Source organism: Capnocytophaga sp. oral taxon 864 (assembly GCF_002998835.1).
GTDB classification, from domain to species: domain Bacteria; phylum Bacteroidota; class Bacteroidia; order Flavobacteriales; family Flavobacteriaceae; genus Capnocytophaga; species Capnocytophaga ochracea.
In genome coordinates this window covers 154895-175896 of record NZ_CP027232.1, presented here as the reverse complement: position 1 = coordinate 175896, position 21002 = coordinate 154895, and the positions used below count along the sequence as shown (strand labels likewise).

The following is a 21002-nucleotide window of genomic DNA, read 5'->3' as shown; positions in this document are numbered from 1 at the left end:
TTATTTTTCTGGAAAATTAACCTTTATATTGGCATTGTTAGGTAGTTTCTTCACTATAATACCATAATAAAGTACTCTTGGTTGAGTAAAAAATGTATCCGAAAGACCAACTTCGAGAGTATACTCATTATTCCCTTTTTTTCTAAAATCGTAAGATTTCACCCCATAAGTATGAACAAAAAACTTACTTCCTAATAAAACAGTCTGTGTAGAAAAATCTATTTCTTTAAAAATAGTTCTTTCTCCTAGATTCTGATTAGGAAACAAATCTTGTAATTCTTTCCTACTCTGGATTACTTTTAGAGTATCTTTCTCAAGATTAATTCCCAAGAGTTGCTCTTGAGGAATTTCTCTTACAATCACAGCCTCAGGAGAAGTATCCTTGTCTGCTTTTGAGCAACCGCACCCCACTATCACCAATAGCAGTAGTGCTAAAAATGTTTTGATTTTCATAGTTATATTGCTTTTAAAGTTTTATGCTACAAAGTTACGAAAAAATTTGTTATAATATATTGTATTTTACAGAAATCTTTGTTGGGTTATCTATTTTATGATTTACAGCTGTATTTTTATTGTTCTTAAAATCCAGTGACAAAGCTGAGCAATCCACAAAACACTTGTCTGCTGTTCTCCAATACTCTCCATCCCTCTCAAAGGTCACCAAGTAATCAAGCCTTTTTAATCAATTTGTCTTAAAAAGCTAAGCCTCTACTTGTTTGATTTTTTTTAAGGCTTTAGCCTTACTCTTTTTATGTTGAACTCCCATAATAAATTAAAAAAAGAGCTGTTCATTGCTGAACAGCTCTTTTTAGTTATGAAAACTATTAACGATTATCGATATAATGTAAAGTTGCCATAGAACTCACGTTTGTCGTATAATTCATCGTTCACCTCAATGATATACCAGTAGTCACCAGCTGGTAAGCTACGACCGTCGTAATTACCATCCCAACCCTCTCCTGATCTGAGTAGTGCTACACGTCTACCATAGCGGTCGAAGATGTAGAAGCGAGCATTCACGTTGTTGTCTAAGTTTTTAGGTTTCCAAACATCGTTAATTCCATCGCCATCTGGGGTGAAGAAGTTCGGTACTTCAATGTCAAGATATTCTTTTTCTATCGTCATTGTACGTACACAACCTTGTGCATCTTCCACCTTCACTTCTATGATTTTAATGCGTCTGCCATTATCTATTCGTTCAGGGTCATTATGCTTGATTTTGTATACACGGTTATCGCCACTATCTACTCCGTTGAAGTAGTAAGTATAGCCCTTCACTGTGCTAGTTACCCCTCCTGTAGCTATCACTTCTATCGTATTGAGGGTAGTGTTGGTTACCTGACTCAATACAAGCGGAGTGATTTGGTCTACCGTAAAGGTCTTGCTTGTTGTACAATATCCTGTGATAGGAGCTACCGCAGTGTAATGTATATGAATAGTTTGAGTGCGGGTTGTTCTATCAAAGTTATCAATATAAGCTATATTACCTACCGTACGAGTAAAGGCTGTACGACTTGCCGTACCGTTAAGACTATAAGTTATCTTAGAGTAATCTACTTCTGTATTTCTGAAACGTACTATCAAATGGTCTACATAGTTATTCGTATTCATTTCACAAGTACCTTCTTGTTCTACATAGCTTATAGCTATATCAGGGAACTCTTCTACAGTAAAGCTAAGTGTCTTAGTCATCGTACACTTATTAGTATCTTGTATCACTACTTGATAATAAGTGTTCTTAGGTGATGGAGCTAATCCTGAGAACGTTTCTGATGAACCTGCTGTTACTCCTGAGCGTCCGTCTATCTTTTGGTTATTATCAGCTCTCACGATATTCACTGTATAAGAACCTGTACCGCCTGCGATATTGTGAACTGTTACACTTCCTCCATTCTCACCATAGCAAGTAAAGAAGGTTGAGTTAGTCACATCAATATCAGCAGTAATAGGTTGCGGATTCGTAAAGGTATAGCTTCCTGCTATGGTTACTGAACAGTTCTTAGCATCTACTATATCCACACGGTAAGTACCTGGTTTAATACCTGTAAAGGTTGCTTCACCTTCATTAGTAGCTATTTCAGGTAAATCACTGCCCGTTGCCGATGTTCTCACTAAAATATAGTGATAAGGACGTGCTCCTCCTGTTACACCTGTTACTTTAAGAGTACCGTCATCAGCATCAATACAAGTGATTGGGGTTGTGGTCACTGAAATAGTAGAGGTATTGATACCACTATATGGGTCAATAGTCACACTCAAAGTACCTGTAGCGGTCGCACAGCCTAAGGCATCGGTTACTGATATAATATAGCTACCTGCGTCTAAGCCACCAAACTCAATTCCTGGAGCACCTGCTCTCACATTAGTTTGTACGTGTGGAGTACCACCTCCTACAGGAGTAAGTGTTACAGTAAAGGTTTCTTGACCTCCTACTACTGTTAAGGCTGCTACCCCGTTCTTATTAGCACAATCGACAGATACTTTTTGTCGAGCATCTCTCACTTCTATCTCAGCAGGGTTAGAAGGAATAGTAAAGCGTGTTTTCGGTACTTTACATCCTACTCCATTCACTGTTACTTCAATATCATATGAACCACCTTTCAAGTTCACAGTAAAGCTACGTGTACCTGCTGGTATCGTTGCCGAAGTAGAAGTAGCTACTGTAGCTCCCACTGAGGTAATGGTATAAGTATATCCATTTGTTGATTGATCGCCGTTAGAAAGGTCTGTATCCACTAATCCGAGTGTGATAGAACCATTATCGTTATGGCAAACCGCTCTCACTGGATTAGTTGATTCTATCGCAAAAGTATTAGGCTGTCTGATACTGTGTACGCCTGTAATGCTACAACCAGTACGTTCATTAATTACTTCTATTGTATAATTGCTATTACCAAAGCCACTTGAACCTGTAAGTGGTACACTAAGGGTAGTAGCAGTAGTAGAAGTAATAGCCACAAATCCATTATCAGTACCTCGGATAGTATAGCGCAATGGAGTGCCTGCTATATAAGTAGGAGTTACCGTTAAGCTAATATTTATCACTTCATCTACCACACAAGTTACTGAGGTAGTTGTGGTGATACTCATTGAGGTAAGAGCAAAGGCAGGAGCTACTGTTACGCTAGCAGTATTAGTACTACAAGTGCCTGAAGCGTCTTTTATGCTTACGTAGAAGCTACCTCCATTGAGGTTTGTTAAGGTGTACTCAGTACCTGTACCTAAACTATTACCTGTTCCGTCAAAGAACTCAGTAGTATAAGGTGGTATACCTCCTCGTATCTTACTTACATCTACGCTTACTTTTGGTGTAGTCATTCCCGCACCTCCCTCACATACATATTGAGTAGCTGAAAGAACATCTGCATCAAAGCTCAAAGGCTCTGGTGAAGTAAGTATTGTTTCTACCATCGCAGTACAACCCGTACTATTAGTAACGGTTATTTGGTATCTTACCCCTTGCGTAGTACCTCGTAGCTGTGTAAAGGTAGCATTATGAGTTCCTGCGGTTGAAGGCGTAGTAGTTACTGTTACGTTGCTACCATCGGTTAAGTCTATAGCACTTGTAATTCTAAATGTATAGGTATCAGGGTCGGTAGGGATAGCTACGTCTATGCTTCCTGTTGGGGTAGCTGTGAGACCTAAGTTACATTTTTCGTTATAAGCTTGAGCTACTATGGTCGATGGATCGATAGGTGTTGGGTCTACCACTTGAACTTCTTTCACAATAGGACAATCGCGTGTTTCTGCATCAAATATACTGATGCGGTAGGTAGCAGCTTCAGTTGGGTTGGTAATAGTTACCACACCACCTGCTGGCAAGGCTACATTCTCTCTAATAATTTCACCTGCTAACGAACCGTTATCTAAACGCTCTAAGGTATAGCTGTATACACCTGTACCTCCAGTGGCTACTACGGTTATTTCAGCCGTAGGTGTAGCGCACGTTTTTACTTTGCTCACAGTAGCTGTAGCAGTGATGATAGCCGTAGTACTGAATGTTGTACTAGTAGCACAACCATTCACATCTTTCACAACGATAGTGTGATTTACTAATGGGCTTACTTCTACCTCAAAGGCTTGATTAGCTATTGTCCAAACCACAGGCTGATCAGCACTACCATCTAAGGTGTAATAGTGGTTACCTTGACCTATCTGGTTGAGGGTCACTCTCACTGGTATCTTACCTGTTATATTGTTGTAGGCTTGGCAATTCAAAGCTGTAACATCCGATATACTTGGTACATCAAACATTCCTATGGTTACAGTAGCGTGCTGTATACAGCCATAAGCATCGCTTACATATACATCCCAGTTACCTGCTGGCAACTTGATGTAAGTAGAAGCTTGTGTAGTGCCTGTCATTACCGCTGGGTTATAAGCTCCTCCTGCGGTTACATAACCATAAGTATAGCTTGCAGTACCTCCTTTGATATTCAACCACGCTTGACCAAGTGTACTACAAGAGGCTTTCTGAGTAGCCATAGTAGATACTTGTAATGGCACCGCTGAGCGTTTTACTTCAAATGGGAAGGCTTTCACGCAACCTGTATTTTCAGTAAACTCAATATAGTATTTACCTGCTGGCAAATTACTATTGGTGTTTTGTGTGATATGGAACGGAGCTGTTACACTTCCTCCTGCACCTACTTGTTGGTGATTATCTTCTCTGAATATCTTCCAAGTAATAGCTGTTGTGCTACCTTGGAAACCTGTTAAGGTATAGCTTACTGTACCGTCATTACCTCCTGCACATTTCACATTGGCTACTTGTAAAGTAGCACCCAATGTAGAATACGTAGGCACTGGCATAGTAGCTTGTTGAGTATATCTACAACCTGTTGTGATGTTGTACATCACAAAGGTATATTGAACACCAGGTGTTAAGTTTGGTATTTTCACAGCTACTCCTGTACCAGAAGCAGTTCCTTTATACCAAGTATCAGTACCTCCATTGAGGTTATTGGTAGTTAATTGTGCTGCTGTTGCTGTATTTGGTGGATTTACAATTCCTGGACGATATACAGCAAAGTAAGCATTGGTAGTTGCACTGAATGTAGTGCCATTACTTGCCTTAATAACCATACTACTTGTAGTTGTACAACTTGTAGGCGTTTCAGCAGTGATAGACATTACATTAGAATTAGGATTAATTACAGTGCTAAGTTTAGTTTCACAACTGTTAGCATCAGTAATGGTAATATCATAATTACCATAATCCAAACCAGTGAACTCTGTTGGCATATTATTAGAAGCGGTTAAAGTATGTGTACTTTCATAACCGTTCAAGTTATTTCTCAAATGTACTGCAAAAGGTGGAGTACCTCCTCCATTAACAAGAGTTACAGTGATAGCCGCTAAATCAGCTGCTGCTGATGTACAGCCCATTTGTTTAGTAACCGTAGCAGTAGCAGTAAGCTGTGGTACTGCTCCTACAGTAAAGGTTTGGGAAGCCACACAACCACGATTATCGGTTAATTCAGCTACATAGTTACCTTGTGCTAAAGCAGTAGCTGATTGTACAGTTCCTCCAGTATCTTTAATCACTAAGGTATATGAAGCAGTACCTACATAGTAATCATTTGGTGTAATTGTTACTGAACCATTCGCTTTTCCACAAGTAGCTTTGGTAGTAGTGAACGGTTTCAAGAAGCGAGGTGAATCGCTTAATAAAGTGATGTAACGTTCAGCAGTACATTCGCTACCGTCAGGTTTATAGGTTACTTGGAATCTAATAACAGTAGTAGTGGCTACACTCACTGCTACAGTAGCTTGTGAAGGAGCCGTAGCTATGGTAGTATAAGTTATACCATTATCTACACTGTATTTAAATTCTTTCATTGCTGTTGGGATACCGCCTTGTGCTGTAAGGGTGTAGGTTACACTACCTCCCTTACAATCAGCATACTGTTGGGTAGTAGGCGATACCTGTAATGTCAATGGGTCGTATACTTGGGTAGTAACAGTAGTACTACAACCAAATCCATCAGTTATAACAAAGGTATGGTTTCCTGCTGGCAAAGCATCAGGATATACATAGCTATTAGTGTTGAATGAATAGATAGCTCCTCCCACACGTTGTACTTTATAATTGCCATTACCACTGAGAATTGTAATAACTACTTTCTTCTCATCACCTGTTCTATAACAGTAAGATTGAGGTTCGGCAGTCGCTGAAATAGTAGCTTTATCTTCAATCTCAAAAGTAGTTTCTGTTTTACATCCATTAGCATCAGTTACTACTAAACTATAGGTTCCTGCTACAAGGTTATTAAACTCATAAGGGTTAGGCGTTTTAGCAGCTGGCTGTGGAGCACTTAAAGTACCTGTTACCAATCCCACTTGATACTGATAACCTGGTGTACCTCCCGTAGCCGATACTTTTACTTTAGCCTTTCCTCCATTGTAACAAGTTATTTTCTCCATTACTACAGCAGTAGGTACAATAGAAGTAGGTTCTCCTATCTTGTAACCCGTTTGTAAGGTAGTAATACAGTTTGGATTATTAGCATCTTGTACAGCTACTACACCGTTTTGAGTAGCACTTAATCCTGTAATAGTAAAGACTCCTTGTGCATCAAGGGTAGTCGTAGTCCAAACCGCTTGATAAGGATCAATAGAATATTTAACAGTATTAGAAGCTGGATTTATTACTCTAATACGCACTTGTCCGTCACTAGCTCCTTTACAGCTTACATTCTTCTCAGCACCATATTTCTCAATACGCATTTGCTTGAATTTCTCAATATTCACTAATTGAGAAACTTGTGAAGCACAATATTGTGTAGCTTGCGCTACTTTAATATTATCCACAGCATAATCATTGCCTAAGTTACCATAACTTGCAGCCGCTGTATTTACAATCTTAACGATAAGAGTACCATCGGTAAGACCTGTTAATTCAGCTTCGGTAAAGGTAACACTTACATTCTTCCAGCTCGTAGCATTCACAGTGCCTACATTCTTGCCACGAAGCAGTGCTCCATCGCTCTTGTGTAATTCTACACTGAAACGAGGTGCTACTCCTGAGGCACTTGAAATGAGATTCAAGGCATCAAAACTTACAGTTATAGGAGTAAGAGCAGTTGCTCCTGTAATGCGTTTTTCATACACTAATTCGCTACTACCATTTCCTGCAATAGCCAAATAACGTCCTCCCGAAGGGTCAGTAGGTGATGGTACCCAAGAAGCATTAGTACCTACTTGTTTAGTAACTACATAATTACCATCTGCTAAGTTACCATCAGTCTTACACACTAAACCTGTAGTGGCTCCTGATAAGCACTCATTAGCACCTTTACCAAAATCTTCTACGTATAGTACATTAGGCGTAGTAGCTGTATTCAAAGTCTTATAGTACACAGTAATAGAGTGCGTACCTGGCGCTAACCATCTACTGAAAGTATTACCTGCGATAGCTGTTTTACCACTACCATCTATACTGTATTCATAAGTTTGACTAGTAGTTGAAGCAATCGTTACAGTTACCATTCCATAACCATTATCACAACGATAGGTAATAGGGTTGGCAACGGTAAGAGTCGGTATGGTTTGCGCAACAATATTCACAGGGATAACAATACGACAATCCTTGCTATCTTTTACATACACATTACCAGAAGCTCCCATAAAGCCAACGTTGTTGGTACCATAAGTAGTTTCTCCATCAAAACTATAACGGTAAGGAGGTGTGCCTCCTGCAACATTGTTTACCGCTATTTTATATTGATTACTTGCATCGCAATCTTTATCGGCTACTACTCCTGCAAAAGCTCTAAGAGGATCTTTAGTAGGAGCAATTACAATAGGTTTCTGACTGTAAGTACATATATTACCCCCTACATTCGATTTCATTTCTATTTCATAGCTTCCTGCGGGCAAACCAGTAAATAATCCTCCTGAACTTGTTTTGAAAGCAGGTGTGATGCGATTACCATTACTATCTAACTTATACAAGTTAATAGTACGATTTTGGTGTTGGCTACCTGCTGGGAATATCATATTGATGTGTCCACTATTAGGATTGCTTTCGCACTCAATTTCTTGAGTTACCGACAAGGTATAGCTATGTGGATCTGGTGGTGTAATCGTTACCTTGTTAGACAAAGCAAACTTACCATTATCCATATCACCTACTATAAATACATATTCTCCTACTTGGGTAATATTTGGCACATCTACATCTACGCTTGTTTGGTGTCCTAACTGTAATGCAATAGGTGAAGCAGAAGCAATTGCCGTTTGTTCGTCAGCAAATTGTTGTACTCCATTGATACTCCAAATATAGAAACGATAAGTAGGTTTACCTCCTTCTGCTTTAAGTTGTAACTTAGCAGTATTACAATCTTTCCAACCTTTGAAGGCAGCAGTCATTGTCATTTCAGTGAGCTTATTTATCATTACATTACCATTATACTCACAACCTGGTATTTGCACTGAGGTAACTTTAATATCATAAGTACCTTGTGGCAAGTTAGGAATGCGGTAATCATTTGTATTGATATTGTCAGTTCTTAGAAGTACTCCTCCTTTGTAGATTTCTACTTTATAGTTTACACCACTGGTGCTAAGAGTTAATCTCACTGAACCTTGTGAATAGTTTGTTTCATCAATCTTATCAGTAAGGTTACCACTTAATCCTGCTGTAAATACTTCAAAATAGAAGTTTTCATTACAATCTTTCAAGTGTAAACGATATTTACCGGCACTATTAGCTGTAAAAGTAGCGTTAGAATGTACCGGATTCCAGCAATTATCATCGGTATTACGACAATCAGGAGAAGTTTCTGTACAACCTCCACTCCATTGTTGCCATTCAAAAGCAGTGTTTTTATAGCTTACCGTAATATCCTTACTTCCTCCTTGACAGAAGTAGAAGTGGCTTGTCCAACTACCATCACCAGGACAAGTTACCCCTATATTCTGAGCTTGTGCGCGAATAGGGTCAGTAGTAGGTGAAATACCTTGATAATTGATTGTTTCTACTGTTACTACTGAAACTCCTTCACAAAAATTCGTTTTCTCTACTTTATAAACACCTGGTGAATTAGCAACGATTGATTGTTTTGTTTCTCCTGGTATGAGGCTTCCATTCTTATACCATTGATAACTTGTAAAGCCTCCTACAGCTTCAAAAGTCATCGCTCCAGTACCACAGAACACTTCCTGACGATTGCAATCCGTAGTATTTATGGTGATTGTTTTAGTACCTGCTTCCGTTTGTTGATTTCCTGTACAACCCGCAGCCCCTCCTTCGTAGTCTATATTCATAGACGTTTTCAAGAAGTTCTCACAAGGTTTTAAAAAGTCATTACAATCGCCTACAAGTTTAAGAGGAATACGTATTGTACGAACAGGATCTCCAGCTTTAAGCGTAGACTGCAACTGTACGCCTCCTGCTTTACCTCCTATCACAAACTGATAGCTCTTAGTAGCATTGTTATAGCTACTTTGAGGAAGAGGATTATTCACTGTGCCATCACCTGCCCCATTAAGGTCAGGGTTACCATTAGTAACTACGGTAGTATTAGCGGGAAGTTTTACATTTATAGTTGCTTTATTGATATTTTCTGAACCGTCGTTCTGATAAGTAAGTACATAGAAGAACTCCTGATTAGGGGTCAACTGAGTGATAGTATTCCCCGAAGTATCAGTATAACGATGGTTCGATTTTAGTTTAGTAGCGTTAGATTTCACTGTTACAGTGAAAGAACAACTAATAGTATTTCCTTTTACATCAGAAAACGCATAGGTAACGGTATGAACTCCTATATTGAAATAATATGGAGGTGTATGGCTCTTTGTAGTAGTGATAGTACCACTACAAGTGTTATAAGCCGAAGGCTCTTGCCAATTTACTGATTTACCACAGGCTCCCTGATCAGCAAAAACTGTAATATCATTAGGACAAGGTGTTCTAAACTTAATGGCATCACTTCCTGAAGCCACCTGTACAGTAGTAGATTTAGTATATACTTTAGCATTACCACAACCTATACCTGGCTTCAAGTTATATTCAGCCAAATAGTGAGTAGTGGTCGTAATATCCTCAGAGAATGAAGGACCTGATTGAAGTGGAGACGAAGTAGTTTTTTGTCCATTAGCATCAAGCTTAAACCATCGGATATCAAAAAGATGTCCTGATACTCCAAGAAATACTTTAACTGTATTAGTTTCGCATAATCCTGATTTATCTACTAATAAATAAGGATCAAAATCACCAGTACTATTTATCTCTATATCTTTATTTACTGTTTGGCAACGGTGAATAGTCCTCACCATATAATGCCCCATAGGTAAATTAGAGAAAATATGATAATATTGGTTTTGTGACTGCTGGTAAGTTGCTTTTTTTACAAAAGTAGTTTGAGTAGAAGTAGCACTCGGTTTAGAGTATAATTCATAGGTAACAGGGAAAGCCACTTGCTGTCCTGTTAAATCTACTGAAATCATACCAGTGTTGCTACCACTATTACATACTGCAGGGTTTAAAACAGGGTTTAATTTCTCCATCTCTGGAATAGAGATCTCTTGGTAATTTTTCCTATTTATAGGAGGCATAGTAGGATCTGTTAAACTATGAACTCTATAAATTCCAAAAGTAGAAGAAGGAATAAAACCATACTTATTATCCCAGTCGGAAAATATCCTATATTTCCCAGTCAATAAATTAATAAATTCTCCTTTACTATTCTTTATATAACTATCATTACCATTTACTTTCACAGGTTGCCAAGAGTGATTGCCATAAGCGTCTACTACATCTCGTTCTATATATACTTTTTCTGAATCGGATCCAGTATTATTCACTAATCGTCCTATGTCAAAAATAATCTTTCCTACTTCACAATCTCTTTCATATTTCAAGATTGGATTATATCGCATTGCTGGAAGCACGTAATCTCGTGTAGTAGTATTACTACAAGCATCCGTTACTATTATTCTATAATTGGTAGAAGGCAAATTGGTATAACCAAAATTTCTAATATCACCTTTATTCGTATAATTTATTGGATATGTAATAGTACGAGTAACAGAGCTTCCTAAAGCCAACTTTCCTTGATAAGTAACCGATTTAGTACCATCTACAGGTTCTATCTTAAATTTCAATGGATAATAAAATTTATTATCACCTATTTCTTCAAAACGAAAAGCTCCTGTCCCTTCATAACTACCATAGCCTATTTTTAAATAGTTCCATATTTTCTCAATCGGATTAGAGGTAGTTTTATCTATATATTTTATATATTCTTCTCTAACACAAGTTCCTCTACATCCCATAGGGTCTTTATAGGTAAGCCTATAAAGTCCTTCTCCTACCTTATCTAAATAAATAATATTACTTGTCCATCTTGCTTGTCCTGCTCCAGGGGTTCCTGACACCATTGGTATTTCTACCCAAGGTCCTGCAGAATTACCCGTTGTACTTTTTTCTAACTTATATTGACTTATGTCAACAGGAGCTACTGGCCAGGTGACATCATATGGATAAGTACCTCCATCCAAATTAGGCAAAGTTCTCCAATCCCCCGCTCTTAAATAGTGATAAAGAGATAAACTTTGTTCAAAAGCTCCACAAGAACCTGGCTTATTTTTTTTATAAGAATTATTATAAGTTCTAAATGTGTCACCTCTAGGACACAAAGGAGTTACGATTTGTTCATTAAAACGTACTCGCTCAGTAATCGTATTATTAGGTCCCTTTATAATAATCTCTACTTCATCACCTTTTTCAATAAAAGAGGGGAATTTCAATTTAAAACCATAACCATCAAAAGTACTAGAAATATCTACTTGTGGTTTAGAACTGTTTAAAAAGCGCACCACGGCTCTACCAGGTTGAGTAAAGAAACTTTTTATCTCTGAATATGTTATATTCGGATTCTGAGTTAGCCAACGATCCTGTCCTACTTCTTTTATTCTTAATTCAACTTCATATTTATTACAATCAGTTCTACTTCTCGTTAAATAACGATTGCTAATTCTTATGTCAATACAACTAAAGTCATTTTGTAAAGCTGGAATTTGTACTTTTGGAAGTATGCGTTCCTCACCACAGTTGTTATGTACATTTGTAATATCTTTTATTTTCACCTTTATAAAAGTATTTGGAAGTACCTTATGAGAATTATTTCCTCTTACTTCTATATAATTGTTACCTGTAGGACGAGTAAAGGTTTGTGCAGGCACCAGCACTTGGTCACTCATATCAAGTAGGGTTACCTCAAAAGGACCTATACCTCCATTAGGTATTTTAAATTTCACACCACCATTGTTCTTATTACAGGCAGGAGCAATGGCTTGTAGACTCTGGATATTCATTATCTTATAGCTAGAAATAACCTTTACGCTTTTAGCTTCAGAGTTCCCATTTTTCGCATCATATACTGTTACCGTATAGTTACCAGGATTTAAACTAGTAAAAGTATATTGCCCTGAGGTACCTCCTGCCATTCTCTCCAAACCTGAATCAGTTCCGTAACCCTCTAAGCGTACAAAATAACCTTCACTACCAGGCGCAGGACAACCCGAAGGAAGAGGTGATACTGGCTTTGCCTCTACCTTTAGCTGTGCATCGGAGTAACAAGTACCCGCCGTAGGCGTTACTTTTATGTCTATACATTGAGCTGACGCAACTCCTGCGAACATCAAAAACAAAATTGCTGATAAAAACTTTTTCATTATCATTAGTTATTAAACTATGGTATATAAAACTGCTATTCTTAAAACTAATATGTATATTATGTATACAGAGTTAGTGCGACAAAAGTAATCTTTTTTTTTTAATTACACATCATTAAAGTATATATTTTTACGTTTTTAAATCAAAAAAAATATAGGTTTTTCATTTCCAATATTTTACACTATGTTAAAGTCTTGTTAAAGTTTTACCCAAATGCATTTTAGATGTTTTTTAAGTTGTAAAAACTTTTCTTTTTGCAGAAATAAAATACGATTTCAATAATATTTTATCTAACAAATAATATAAGACACATTAAAAATATCTATAGCGTTAAATTAAATATTGCTAAATTACTTTATATAAAAAGTGAAGAGATGTTTTCTATTTACGGCTACCTTCCTCGTGCAGGAAAATAGCTACAAATCCGATGCACTTATTTTAAGAAGTTAGGCGTAATCAGTCTTTAAACCAGACTAATTACGCCTATTTTGTAGCGGGAACTGGACTCGAACCAGTGACCTTCGGGTTATGAGCCCGACGAGCTACCTACTGCTCTATCCCGCGATTTCTGGGTGCAAAAGTACAACCTTTTTTTTTATATACCAAAATTTTTTAGGTATTATTTTTTACACTTTTCACTCTTCTATATATACTCTCTTGATTCTGTGCGCCATAGAGGTAATAAGTTCATACGAAATTGTACCTGCCGATTCCGCTAATGTCTCAGCTGTATGGTCTTTATCAAATACAATTACCTCTCCTCCCTCTTCACAAGGAATATTAGTAACGTCTACCAATATCATATCCATACACACATTACCTATAATAGGCGCTTTCTTCCCATTGATAAATACAAAGCCTTTCCCCTTACCGTAAATACGGTTGATTCCATCAGCGTGACCTACTGGTATAGTGGCTGTTTTAGTAATATGGTCAGCAATGTAACCTCGATTATAGCCTAAACTATCACCTACTTGCAAAGTGTGTATTTGTGAGATAACGCTTTTAAGAGTCATAATAGGCGTAAGATATTGTTGTAGCTGAGCGTCATTGGCAAAGCCGTACATTCCTATACCACAACGCACCATATCAAACTGAGCGTGGGCATAATTCAGTATACCTGAAGTATTACACTGGTGGTAAATTACTTTATGAGAAAAGGTTTTATTTATCTTTTCTTGAAAAGCAATAAAAGTCTTAATCTGATTTTCAGTAAACTCTTTCTCATTCATATCCTCTGAAGCCGCTAAATGAGAATAAGCCGTTTTCACTGTCACCGTAGTATTATTTTTTAACAAAGCGAGCACTCCATCTATTTCATTTAAATCAAACCCCAAGCGATTAAGCCCTGTGTTACATTTAAGGTGTACAGGATATTTTACCAAATGGTGTTTCTCAGCATACCCCAAGAATAGCTTTGTAATACGTTGTGAATATAATGTCGGTTCTAATTGATATTTTACAATATCATCAAAATTAATAGGTTGTGGGTGTAACACCAATATAGGAAGTGTAATACCTGCTTCTCTCAAAGCTTTACCTTCGGAAGTGTAGGCAACTGCAAAGTAATTCGCTAATCCTTTCTTTTGCAAATGTAAAGCTATAGGCACCGAATTATTCCCATAAGAGAAAGCTTTTACCACTCCCAAAAACAAAGTTGTAGGTTTGAGTCGGCTTTTTAAGTAAAGAACGTTTTTTTCTAAGTCGGTAAGGTTGATTTCTAAAACGGTTTCTTCTGTTTTCATTTATTCTTCAATTTTTCTAACATTAATCTTGTTTGCTCTGAAAGTACTAATTTTCCTGAAATAGCTGCGTTATTTATGAGTTCTTGTTCCCAATGCTCAGTGTGTTGCCAAGTGATGCGTTTCATTTCCGACAAAGCTACTGGATTGGATTTCAGAAGCGTATCTATAAAATGGTCTATCGCTTCATCCATATCTTTTGTATTTTCGAACACGCGAGCAATCAACCCTTTTTGTTGAGCCCAATAAGCACTTTTCCATTGGTCAGGAGCCATAAAAAGTTCGTTGAGCGTTGCTTGTCCGGCTTTACGTAAGATTGCAGGAGCAATCACAAAAGGACCTATGCCCAGTGAAAGTTCCGATAGTTTGATACTCGCTGCTTCGGTAGCAAAAACATAGTCTAAGGTAGCGAGTAAGCCCACTCCTCCGCCAACAGCCTTGCCTTGAGCGCGCCCAATAATAAGTTTTTTACAGCGACGCATCGCCAAAAAAAGATGCGCAAAGCCCTCAAAGAAACGTTTGCCTTCTTCTTCGTTACTAACAGCTAAGAGCTCGTCAAAAGAAGCTCCTGCACAAAAGGCTCTATCTCCTTCACTCTTGAGAAGTATAATGCTTACTTCTTCATTTTCAGAAAGCGCATCAATTTCTTTGGTAAGTCTGTTTAGCAACTCCAAAGGAAAGGAATTCGCATTAGGATGTCCAAAAGTAGTAACAGCCAGTTTTTTATCTATTTTCGTATACAACGAACCTTGCAATCTATCAGTCATTGTTATTATAAATTTATGGCAAAAGTATAACTTTTTTCGCAAATAGGTTTGGTAATTAGAAAAAATATTTTACCTTTGCGCTTGCAAACGGGGATGTAGCTCAGTTGGCTAGAGCGTTTGGCTGGCAGCCAAAAGGTCGTGGGTTCGAGCCCCATCTTCTCCACAAGCAAAAAAGATGATTAAAAGTTCTACTTTTAATCATCTTTTCTTTGTTTATTCTTCTTCTGTCTGCGAAGATCACACTGTTTATCTTTCGCCATTCCTTCGTTCTTTGTTCATTTGCCTGAGCAGCTTACACCGTTTATCCTTCGTCATTCCTTCGTTCTTTGTTCATTTGCCTGAGCAGCTTACACCGTTTATCCTTCGTCATTCCTTCGTTCTTTGTTCATTTGCCCGTGCGGCTCGCACCGTCTTTTGTTCGTCTTTTGTTCGTCTTTTGTTCGTTCATTGTTCGTCTTTCCTATAAGTTTTCTATAAGCTAAGCATACCTTATTCTGGCATTATTGACATTATCGACGTTATTAGTTTTTTCTCTCATTCCATTATCAATAAAAAAATCCGACCTATTACTAAGTCGGATTTTTGTATAATGCAGGTAGTTATTAACCACCAAAGTCGTCGAAACGAATGTTTTCATCGGGCATACCAAAGTCTTGTCCCATTTTCTGAACAGCTTTGTTCATCATTGGAGGACCGCAGAAGTACAATTCTATATCTTCTGGGGCTTCGTGTTTGCTCAAATACTGTTCAATTACAGCGTTGTGAACAAATCCTAAGAAACCATCGCCTTCAGGATCATTAATATCTTTCTTCACTTTCCAATTATCTTCAGGTAGTGGTTCAGAAAGTACAATAAAGAATCTAAAGTTAGGGAATTCGCGCTCTAATTCACGGAAATGTTCTACATAGAACAACTCGCGTTTTGAACGACCTCCGTACCAATAAGTAACTTTCCTATTAGTTTTTAAGGTTTTAAAAAGGTGATACAAGTGCGAACGCATAGGCGCCATACCAGCTCCCCCTCCTACATATAACATCTCAGCGTTAGAATCATTGATGAAGAACTCGCCATAAGGTCCTGAGATGGTTACCTTGTCACCTGGTTTACGTGAGAAGATATAAGAAGAAGCTACCCCAGGATTTACGTCCATCCATCCTCCTTTAGCTCTATCAAAAGGAGGCGTAGCGATACGCACATTCAACATTATACGGCGTCCCTCTGCTGGATAGGAAGCCATAGAGTAAGCACGCTCTGCCGGTTCTGGATTCTTCATTACAAGAGGCCATAACTTAAACTTATCCCACTCCATTCTGAACTTATCAGGCTCTCCTGGGTGTTCTTTAGGGTGTGCAGTGATGTCAATATCGGAATATTTCACTTCACAAGCAGGAATTTCAATCTGAATGTATCCTCCTGGTTTGTAGTCCATATCCTCTGGGAGTTCTACCACAAACTCTTTAATAAACGAAGCCACATTATAGTTGCTCACTACAGTAGCTTCCCATTTCTTGATACCAAACACTTGCTCTGGTACGCCTATTTGCATATCTTGTTTTACTTTCACTTGGCAAGCTAAACGCATACCTTCTTTGAGTTCCTTCTTTGTAAAGTGAGGCGTTTCTGTAGGAAGAGCCTCTCCTCCTCCCTCATACACGTGGCATTTACATTGTAAACAAGAACCCTTACCACCACAAGCTGATGGCAAGAAAATCTTCTCGTTACCCAAAGTAGAAAGCAATGAACCGCCTATAGGCACTTCAATTACTTTGTCTTTATTAATTGTAATTTTCACAGGTCCCGATGGGGTTAGTTTCTGTTTTACGTAAAGCAAAATAGCTACTAACAGCAGGATTATTACCAATAATCCTATTACCGTTACCGTAATAGTTGTTAATATTTCACTTGCTAATATCATTGCTTAAATCTTTTGTGTTATGAGCTAATTTATCAGTTTTAACTTCTTGTTGGATAGTAGTCTCTTGTTTAGGAGCTTCTTTAGCTTCCTTTTTGCTGCTACCACCTGTAAGCATACCACCAAAACTCATAAAGCCGATAGCCATAAGCCCTGTAGTGATAAAGGTGATACCCAAGCCACGCAAGGGTGCAGGTACGTGTGAATAACGTATTTTCTCACGGATAGCTGCCAACGCTAAGATAGCGATAGCCCATCCCAATCCTGAACTGAACCCGTAGGCTACTGAAAGACCAAAAGAGTGAATAGTTTCCTCACGTGATTGCATAAAGAGTGACCCTCCCAAGATAGCACAGTTTACGGCTATCAAAGGCAAGAAAATACCCAACGAGTTATATAACGATGGAGAAAACTTCTCTACAATAATCTCTACCAACTGCACCATCGTAGCTACAGTGGCAATGAATAAGATATAGGTAAGGAAGCTCAAATCATAATTAGCATACTCTGGACCTAACCAAGCTAAAGCACCTTCTTTGAGGATATACTGGTTCAACAAGTAGTTCATAGGTACGGTAAGAGTCTGTACAAAAATAACAGCAGCTCCTAAGCCTATGGCAGTAGATACTTTTTTAGATACAGCCAAGTACGAACACATACCTAAGAAGGTAGCGAAAATCATATTCTCTACGAATACCGATTTAAAAATCAGTGTTAAATATTCTAACATTTTCTTTTCTTTTTAAATGATTAATGACTGTCTTCTATCAAAGCTTTATTACGTGAACGTTGTACCCACACTACTATACCGTAAGTTACTAATGCCATAGGCGCTAACAACATAAAACCGTTGTTTTCATAGCCCCAAGCATATACACCTGTTTTCTTAATAGGGTCTCCTAATACTTGGAAACCGAGCAAAGTGCCTGAACCTAATAGTTCACGGAAGAAGGCGACGATAAGCAAAGCGATAGAATAACCACCTGCATTACCAATAGCATCTAAGAACGATTTTCCTGGAGGATTTCCTAAGGCAAACGCCTCAAAGCGTCCCATCAAAATACAGTTAGTGATGATAAGCCCTACATATACCGATAGCTGTTTGCTAAGGTCGTACACATAGGCTTTCAGCACAAAGTCCACCACGATTACCAAAGCAGCTGCTACAATTAGCTGGGCGATGATACGGATTTTAGGTGGTATTACATTTCTAAGTAAAGAAATGGTTACGTTACCCATTACAAGTACAAAGGTAAAGGAAAGGCTCATTACAATAGCGGCTCTCAATTGGGCTGTAATTGCCAAAGCAGAACAGATACCCAACACTTGTACCGTTACAGGGTTGTTATCCCATAGAGGGTCGGTTACTAATTTTGTATCTTTTTTTGATAGTCCCATAGTCTCTTATTTGTTTAAACTTTTAATATAGGATATATAAGGCTCTATGCCATCGCGTATCATTGCTTGCACTCCATTACCAGTAAGAGTAGCTCCTGCAATAGCATCTATTTTCCCATCTTCTTTACGTTTGTTTTCAGGGTCACCATTGCTTTTTGATATTTGAATGCTTTGGAAATTACCAGCAGCATCTAAGAGGTGTTCCCCGATAAAGTCGTCCATAAAGAAACGTTCTTTGATATTAGCTCCCAAACCAGCAGTTTCTCCTTTGTGGTCAAAGAAAACGCCACGTACGATAAGGTCTTTATCTACGGCTATATATCCCCAAATAGCATCCCACAAACCACGTCCGTTTACGGGAATGATGTAGAGGGTAGTTCCATCTTTTTCACCTACATAAAGAGGCAAACCTTCACGATGACCGTTAAAGTTAATAAGGTCGTTAGCACCTTCTACTTTTTCAGCGGTATTCCCTTTGATAAGGTATTGTTCTTTCACATAGTTAGGGAACTCTTTTTCAGCATCAGTTGTAGAAAGAAACTCTACTTTACCACCTCCGAGCTCACCTTGGTTGTGATTTACACCCATAGCGTAGAGAATGTTTTGTTTCTTTTCTAACTTTTTATTGTTACTGATATCGCTGCTCAATGCTGACGAAATACCAGCGAGCAAAGCTCCTACGATTACCACCATTATAATGGCGAAAATCACTGTATACGAATTACTTTCTGTTTTTACTGCCATAATTTATGCGGTTTTAGTAACTGTTTTTAAACGTTTTTTACGACGAGATACATTAGCTTGTACTACGAAGTGGTCGATAGTAGGAGCCAATACGTTCATTAATAGGATAGCGAGCATTACCCCTTCAGGATAAGCAGGGTTGAAGCAACGGATAGCAATAGCAATGAAACCAGCTAAGAAGCCATAGATATACTTACCAGTATTCGTTTGTGCTGCTGTAACTGGGTCGGTAGCCATAAATACAGCTCCGAAAGCCAAACCTCCAATGAGCAAGTGTTGATAAGCTGGTACACTCCAAATAGCGTAGAACTGAGTACCTACCATACTTGGTGCTAAAGCGTTGAAAATAGCACCCATTACCCAAGCTCCTATAAACATACTAACCATCACACGCCAAGAAGCGATTTTGGTATAGATGAGGAATAAACCTGCTAAGAGGATAATGATAGTAGAAGTTTCACCTACTGAACCTGGGATAAACCCGAAAAGAAGGTCAGAATCGGTGTAGTGAATAGGGTGTCCTTGTGCCAAGTTACCCAAGATGGTTTCGCCTGAAACCGCATCTAAGTTTGCTCCAGAAGCAATTTCTTTAGAACGATCTAATACACCTGTTACCCATACTTTATCCCCTGTCATTGAAGTAGGATAAGCAAAGAATAAGAAGGCGCGAATGGTAAGCGCAGGGTTTAAGATATTCATACCTGTACCCCCGAATACCTCTTTACCAATGATTACTCCAAAGGCTACTGCTACAGCAAGCATCCAAAGTGGAATATCTACTGGAACGATAAGTGGCACCAACATACCGGTTACCAAGTATCCTTCCTCTACTTCGTGACCACGAATGGTAGCAAAGATAAACTCAATGCCCAACCCTACTACGTACGACACTACTACAAGAGGAAGTACTTTTATAAAACCAATACTAAAGTTTGTCCAATTCCAAAAATCTCCACTACAAAAAGCTAAGCCTTCAGCGGGGTGTGTTAAGTGACCGAAAGCCACTTCGTGCTGGTAACCTATATTGAAAATACCAAAAATCAAACAAGGAATTAGTGCCAAAACCACCATATTCATTGTTCGTTTTAGGTCGTCAGCAGCCTTAATGTGGGTACCTCCGTGGGTTACCTCATTAGGCGTATAGAGGAATGTGTGGAGCGCGTTGAAAGTCGTCTCCATCTTCGTTCCTTTATACTTTTCTTTTAATGTATTTAATTTACTTTTTAAACTCATTTTCTTGATGATAAGTAATTATTCTTTTTTATTGATTTACGAATTAGTTTTAAAGCCCAATCGTAATGACTTGATGTTGCCGAAACTAAATAAGAACCTAACGAAGTCGTCTTCGTCCAAGGATATCTTTTCTTTGTAAAAAGTTCCTCATCAGTATGACTTTCTATAATATGAAAAACCTTACTATGTGAATCTTTAAACAGAGAAAACATTTTAGAAAACGGTACCTTTTGGCAACTCTTCCATATCTCTCGATTTAATTTAGGAGTGTCTTTCATAGTATAACCCTCTTTGGGTATTTTAGGTTTACCTCCTTTCATTCCTTCCTCATACCAAGATAAAAAAAGCAAATGCCAATGATATAAATGCCCGAGTACATCTCGGAGATTTCGATTCATTGTTCCCTTAGGAAACTCCTTTTCTCGTTTGTCTTCGGGAATAGTATCAATCAAAGAAATCAATTCATTGTAATTTCTTTCTGCTGATACTACAAGCCCTAATTTAGATTGCGGACGTGCCATAA

Annotated in this window: 10 protein-coding genes and 2 tRNA genes; 1 reads left to right on the top strand and 11 read right to left on the bottom strand. The window is 38.2% G+C overall.

The annotated features are described in order from the left end of the window. From C3V44_RS00790 to C3V44_RS00770, 5 genes are all read right to left on the bottom strand, one after another. Nucleotides 1-453, bottom strand: coding sequence for a hypothetical protein (locus tag C3V44_RS00790; protein ID WP_106095193.1), 453 nt, complete (start codon nucleotides 451-453; stop codon nucleotides 1-3). 378 nt (nucleotides 454-831) lie between these two features. Further along, a complete protein-coding gene (locus C3V44_RS00785) occupies nucleotides 832-12687 on the bottom strand; it encodes a T9SS type B sorting domain-containing protein (protein ID WP_106095192.1) in 11856 nt (3951 codons plus the stop codon). A gap of 486 nt (nucleotides 12688-13173) precedes the next feature. Further along, nucleotides 13174-13246: transfer RNA gene (locus tag C3V44_RS00780), tRNA-Met, on the bottom strand. Nucleotides 13247-13317: 71 nt separating this feature from the next. Next, on the bottom strand, nucleotides 13318-14427 hold the full coding sequence (gene alr / locus C3V44_RS00775) for an alanine racemase (protein ID WP_106095191.1): 1110 nt from the start codon (nucleotides 14425-14427) through the stop codon (nucleotides 13318-13320). Continuing rightward, the gene (locus C3V44_RS00770; protein WP_048746352.1) at nucleotides 14424-15191 is read right to left on the bottom strand and encodes an enoyl-CoA hydratase/isomerase family protein; all 768 of its coding nucleotides are present in this window, start codon (nucleotides 15189-15191) and stop codon (nucleotides 14424-14426) included. Before C3V44_RS00770 ends, alr begins: the two co-directional genes overlap by 4 nt. Nucleotides 15192-15280: 89 nt before the next feature. On the opposite strand from C3V44_RS00770, the gene C3V44_RS00765 reads away from it, so the two are divergent. Then, nucleotides 15281-15354 (top strand) — tRNA-Ala (locus C3V44_RS00765). A gap of 439 nt (nucleotides 15355-15793) precedes the next feature. On the opposite strand, the gene nqrF is transcribed toward C3V44_RS00765, so the two are convergent. From nqrF to C3V44_RS00730, 6 genes are read right to left on the bottom strand one after another with little or no spacing between them, the layout of a single operon-like run. Continuing rightward, the gene (nqrF, locus tag C3V44_RS00755; RefSeq protein WP_009410222.1) at nucleotides 15794-17107 is read right to left on the bottom strand and encodes an NADH:ubiquinone reductase (Na(+)-transporting) subunit F; all 1314 of its coding nucleotides are present in this window, start codon (nucleotides 17105-17107) and stop codon (nucleotides 15794-15796) included. Further along, on the bottom strand, nucleotides 17091-17834 hold the full coding sequence (nqrE, locus tag C3V44_RS00750) for an NADH:ubiquinone reductase (Na(+)-transporting) subunit E (protein ID WP_009410221.1): 744 nt from the start codon (nucleotides 17832-17834) through the stop codon (nucleotides 17091-17093). The genes nqrF and nqrE overlap by 17 nt, the downstream gene beginning before the upstream one ends. A gap of 20 nt (nucleotides 17835-17854) precedes the next feature. Next, nucleotides 17855-18502 carry an NADH:ubiquinone reductase (Na(+)-transporting) subunit D gene (locus tag C3V44_RS00745; RefSeq protein ID WP_009410220.1) on the bottom strand — a complete coding sequence of 216 codons (648 nt, stop codon included), beginning with the start codon at nucleotides 18500-18502 and terminating at the stop codon, nucleotides 17855-17857. A 6-nt stretch (nucleotides 18503-18508) separates the two neighbouring features. Then, complete coding sequence (locus C3V44_RS00740; RefSeq protein ID WP_009420361.1) at nucleotides 18509-19246, bottom strand: Na(+)-translocating NADH-quinone reductase subunit C; 738 nt, start codon at nucleotides 19244-19246, stop codon at nucleotides 18509-18511. A gap of 3 nt (nucleotides 19247-19249) precedes the next feature. Then, the gene (locus C3V44_RS00735; RefSeq protein WP_106095189.1) at nucleotides 19250-20479 is read right to left on the bottom strand and encodes an NADH:ubiquinone reductase (Na(+)-transporting) subunit B; all 1230 of its coding nucleotides are present in this window, start codon (nucleotides 20477-20479) and stop codon (nucleotides 19250-19252) included. Further along, nucleotides 20476-21000 (bottom strand): ClbS/DfsB family four-helix bundle protein, encoded by a 525-nt coding sequence (locus C3V44_RS00730; RefSeq protein ID WP_009410217.1) that lies wholly within the window; start codon nucleotides 20998-21000, stop codon nucleotides 20476-20478. Before C3V44_RS00730 ends, C3V44_RS00735 begins: the two co-directional genes overlap by 4 nt. Between the last annotated feature and the right edge of the window lie 2 nt (nucleotides 21001-21002).

Excerpts from the sequence above, each read along its gene's own strand:
- C3V44_RS00790 (WP_106095193.1), bottom strand. The coding sequence starts at position 453 with ATGAAAATCAAAACATTTTTAGCACTACTGCTATTGGTGATAGTGGGG.
- C3V44_RS00785 (WP_106095192.1), bottom strand. The coding sequence starts at position 12,687 with ATGATAATGAAAAAGTTTTTATCAGCAATTTTGTTTTTGATGTTCGCA.
- alr (WP_106095191.1), bottom strand. The coding sequence starts at position 14,427 with ATGAAAACAGAAGAAACCGTTTTAGAAATCAACCTTACCGACTTAGAA.
- C3V44_RS00770 (WP_048746352.1), bottom strand. The coding sequence starts at position 15,191 with ATGACTGATAGATTGCAAGGTTCGTTGTATACGAAAATAGATAAAAAA.
- nqrF (WP_009410222.1), bottom strand. The coding sequence starts at position 17,107 with ATGATATTAGCAAGTGAAATATTAACAACTATTACGGTAACGGTAATA.
- nqrE (WP_009410221.1), bottom strand. The coding sequence starts at position 17,834 with ATGTTAGAATATTTAACACTGATTTTTAAATCGGTATTCGTAGAGAAT.
- C3V44_RS00745 (WP_009410220.1), bottom strand. The coding sequence starts at position 18,502 with ATGGGACTATCAAAAAAAGATACAAAATTAGTAACCGACCCTCTATGG.
- C3V44_RS00740 (WP_009420361.1), bottom strand. The coding sequence starts at position 19,246 with ATGGCAGTAAAAACAGAAAGTAATTCGTATACAGTGATTTTCGCCATT.
- C3V44_RS00735 (WP_106095189.1), bottom strand. The coding sequence starts at position 20,479 with ATGAGTTTAAAAAGTAAATTAAATACATTAAAAGAAAAGTATAAAGGA.
- C3V44_RS00730 (WP_009410217.1), bottom strand. The coding sequence starts at position 21,000 with ATGGCACGTCCGCAATCTAAATTAGGGCTTGTAGTATCAGCAGAAAGA.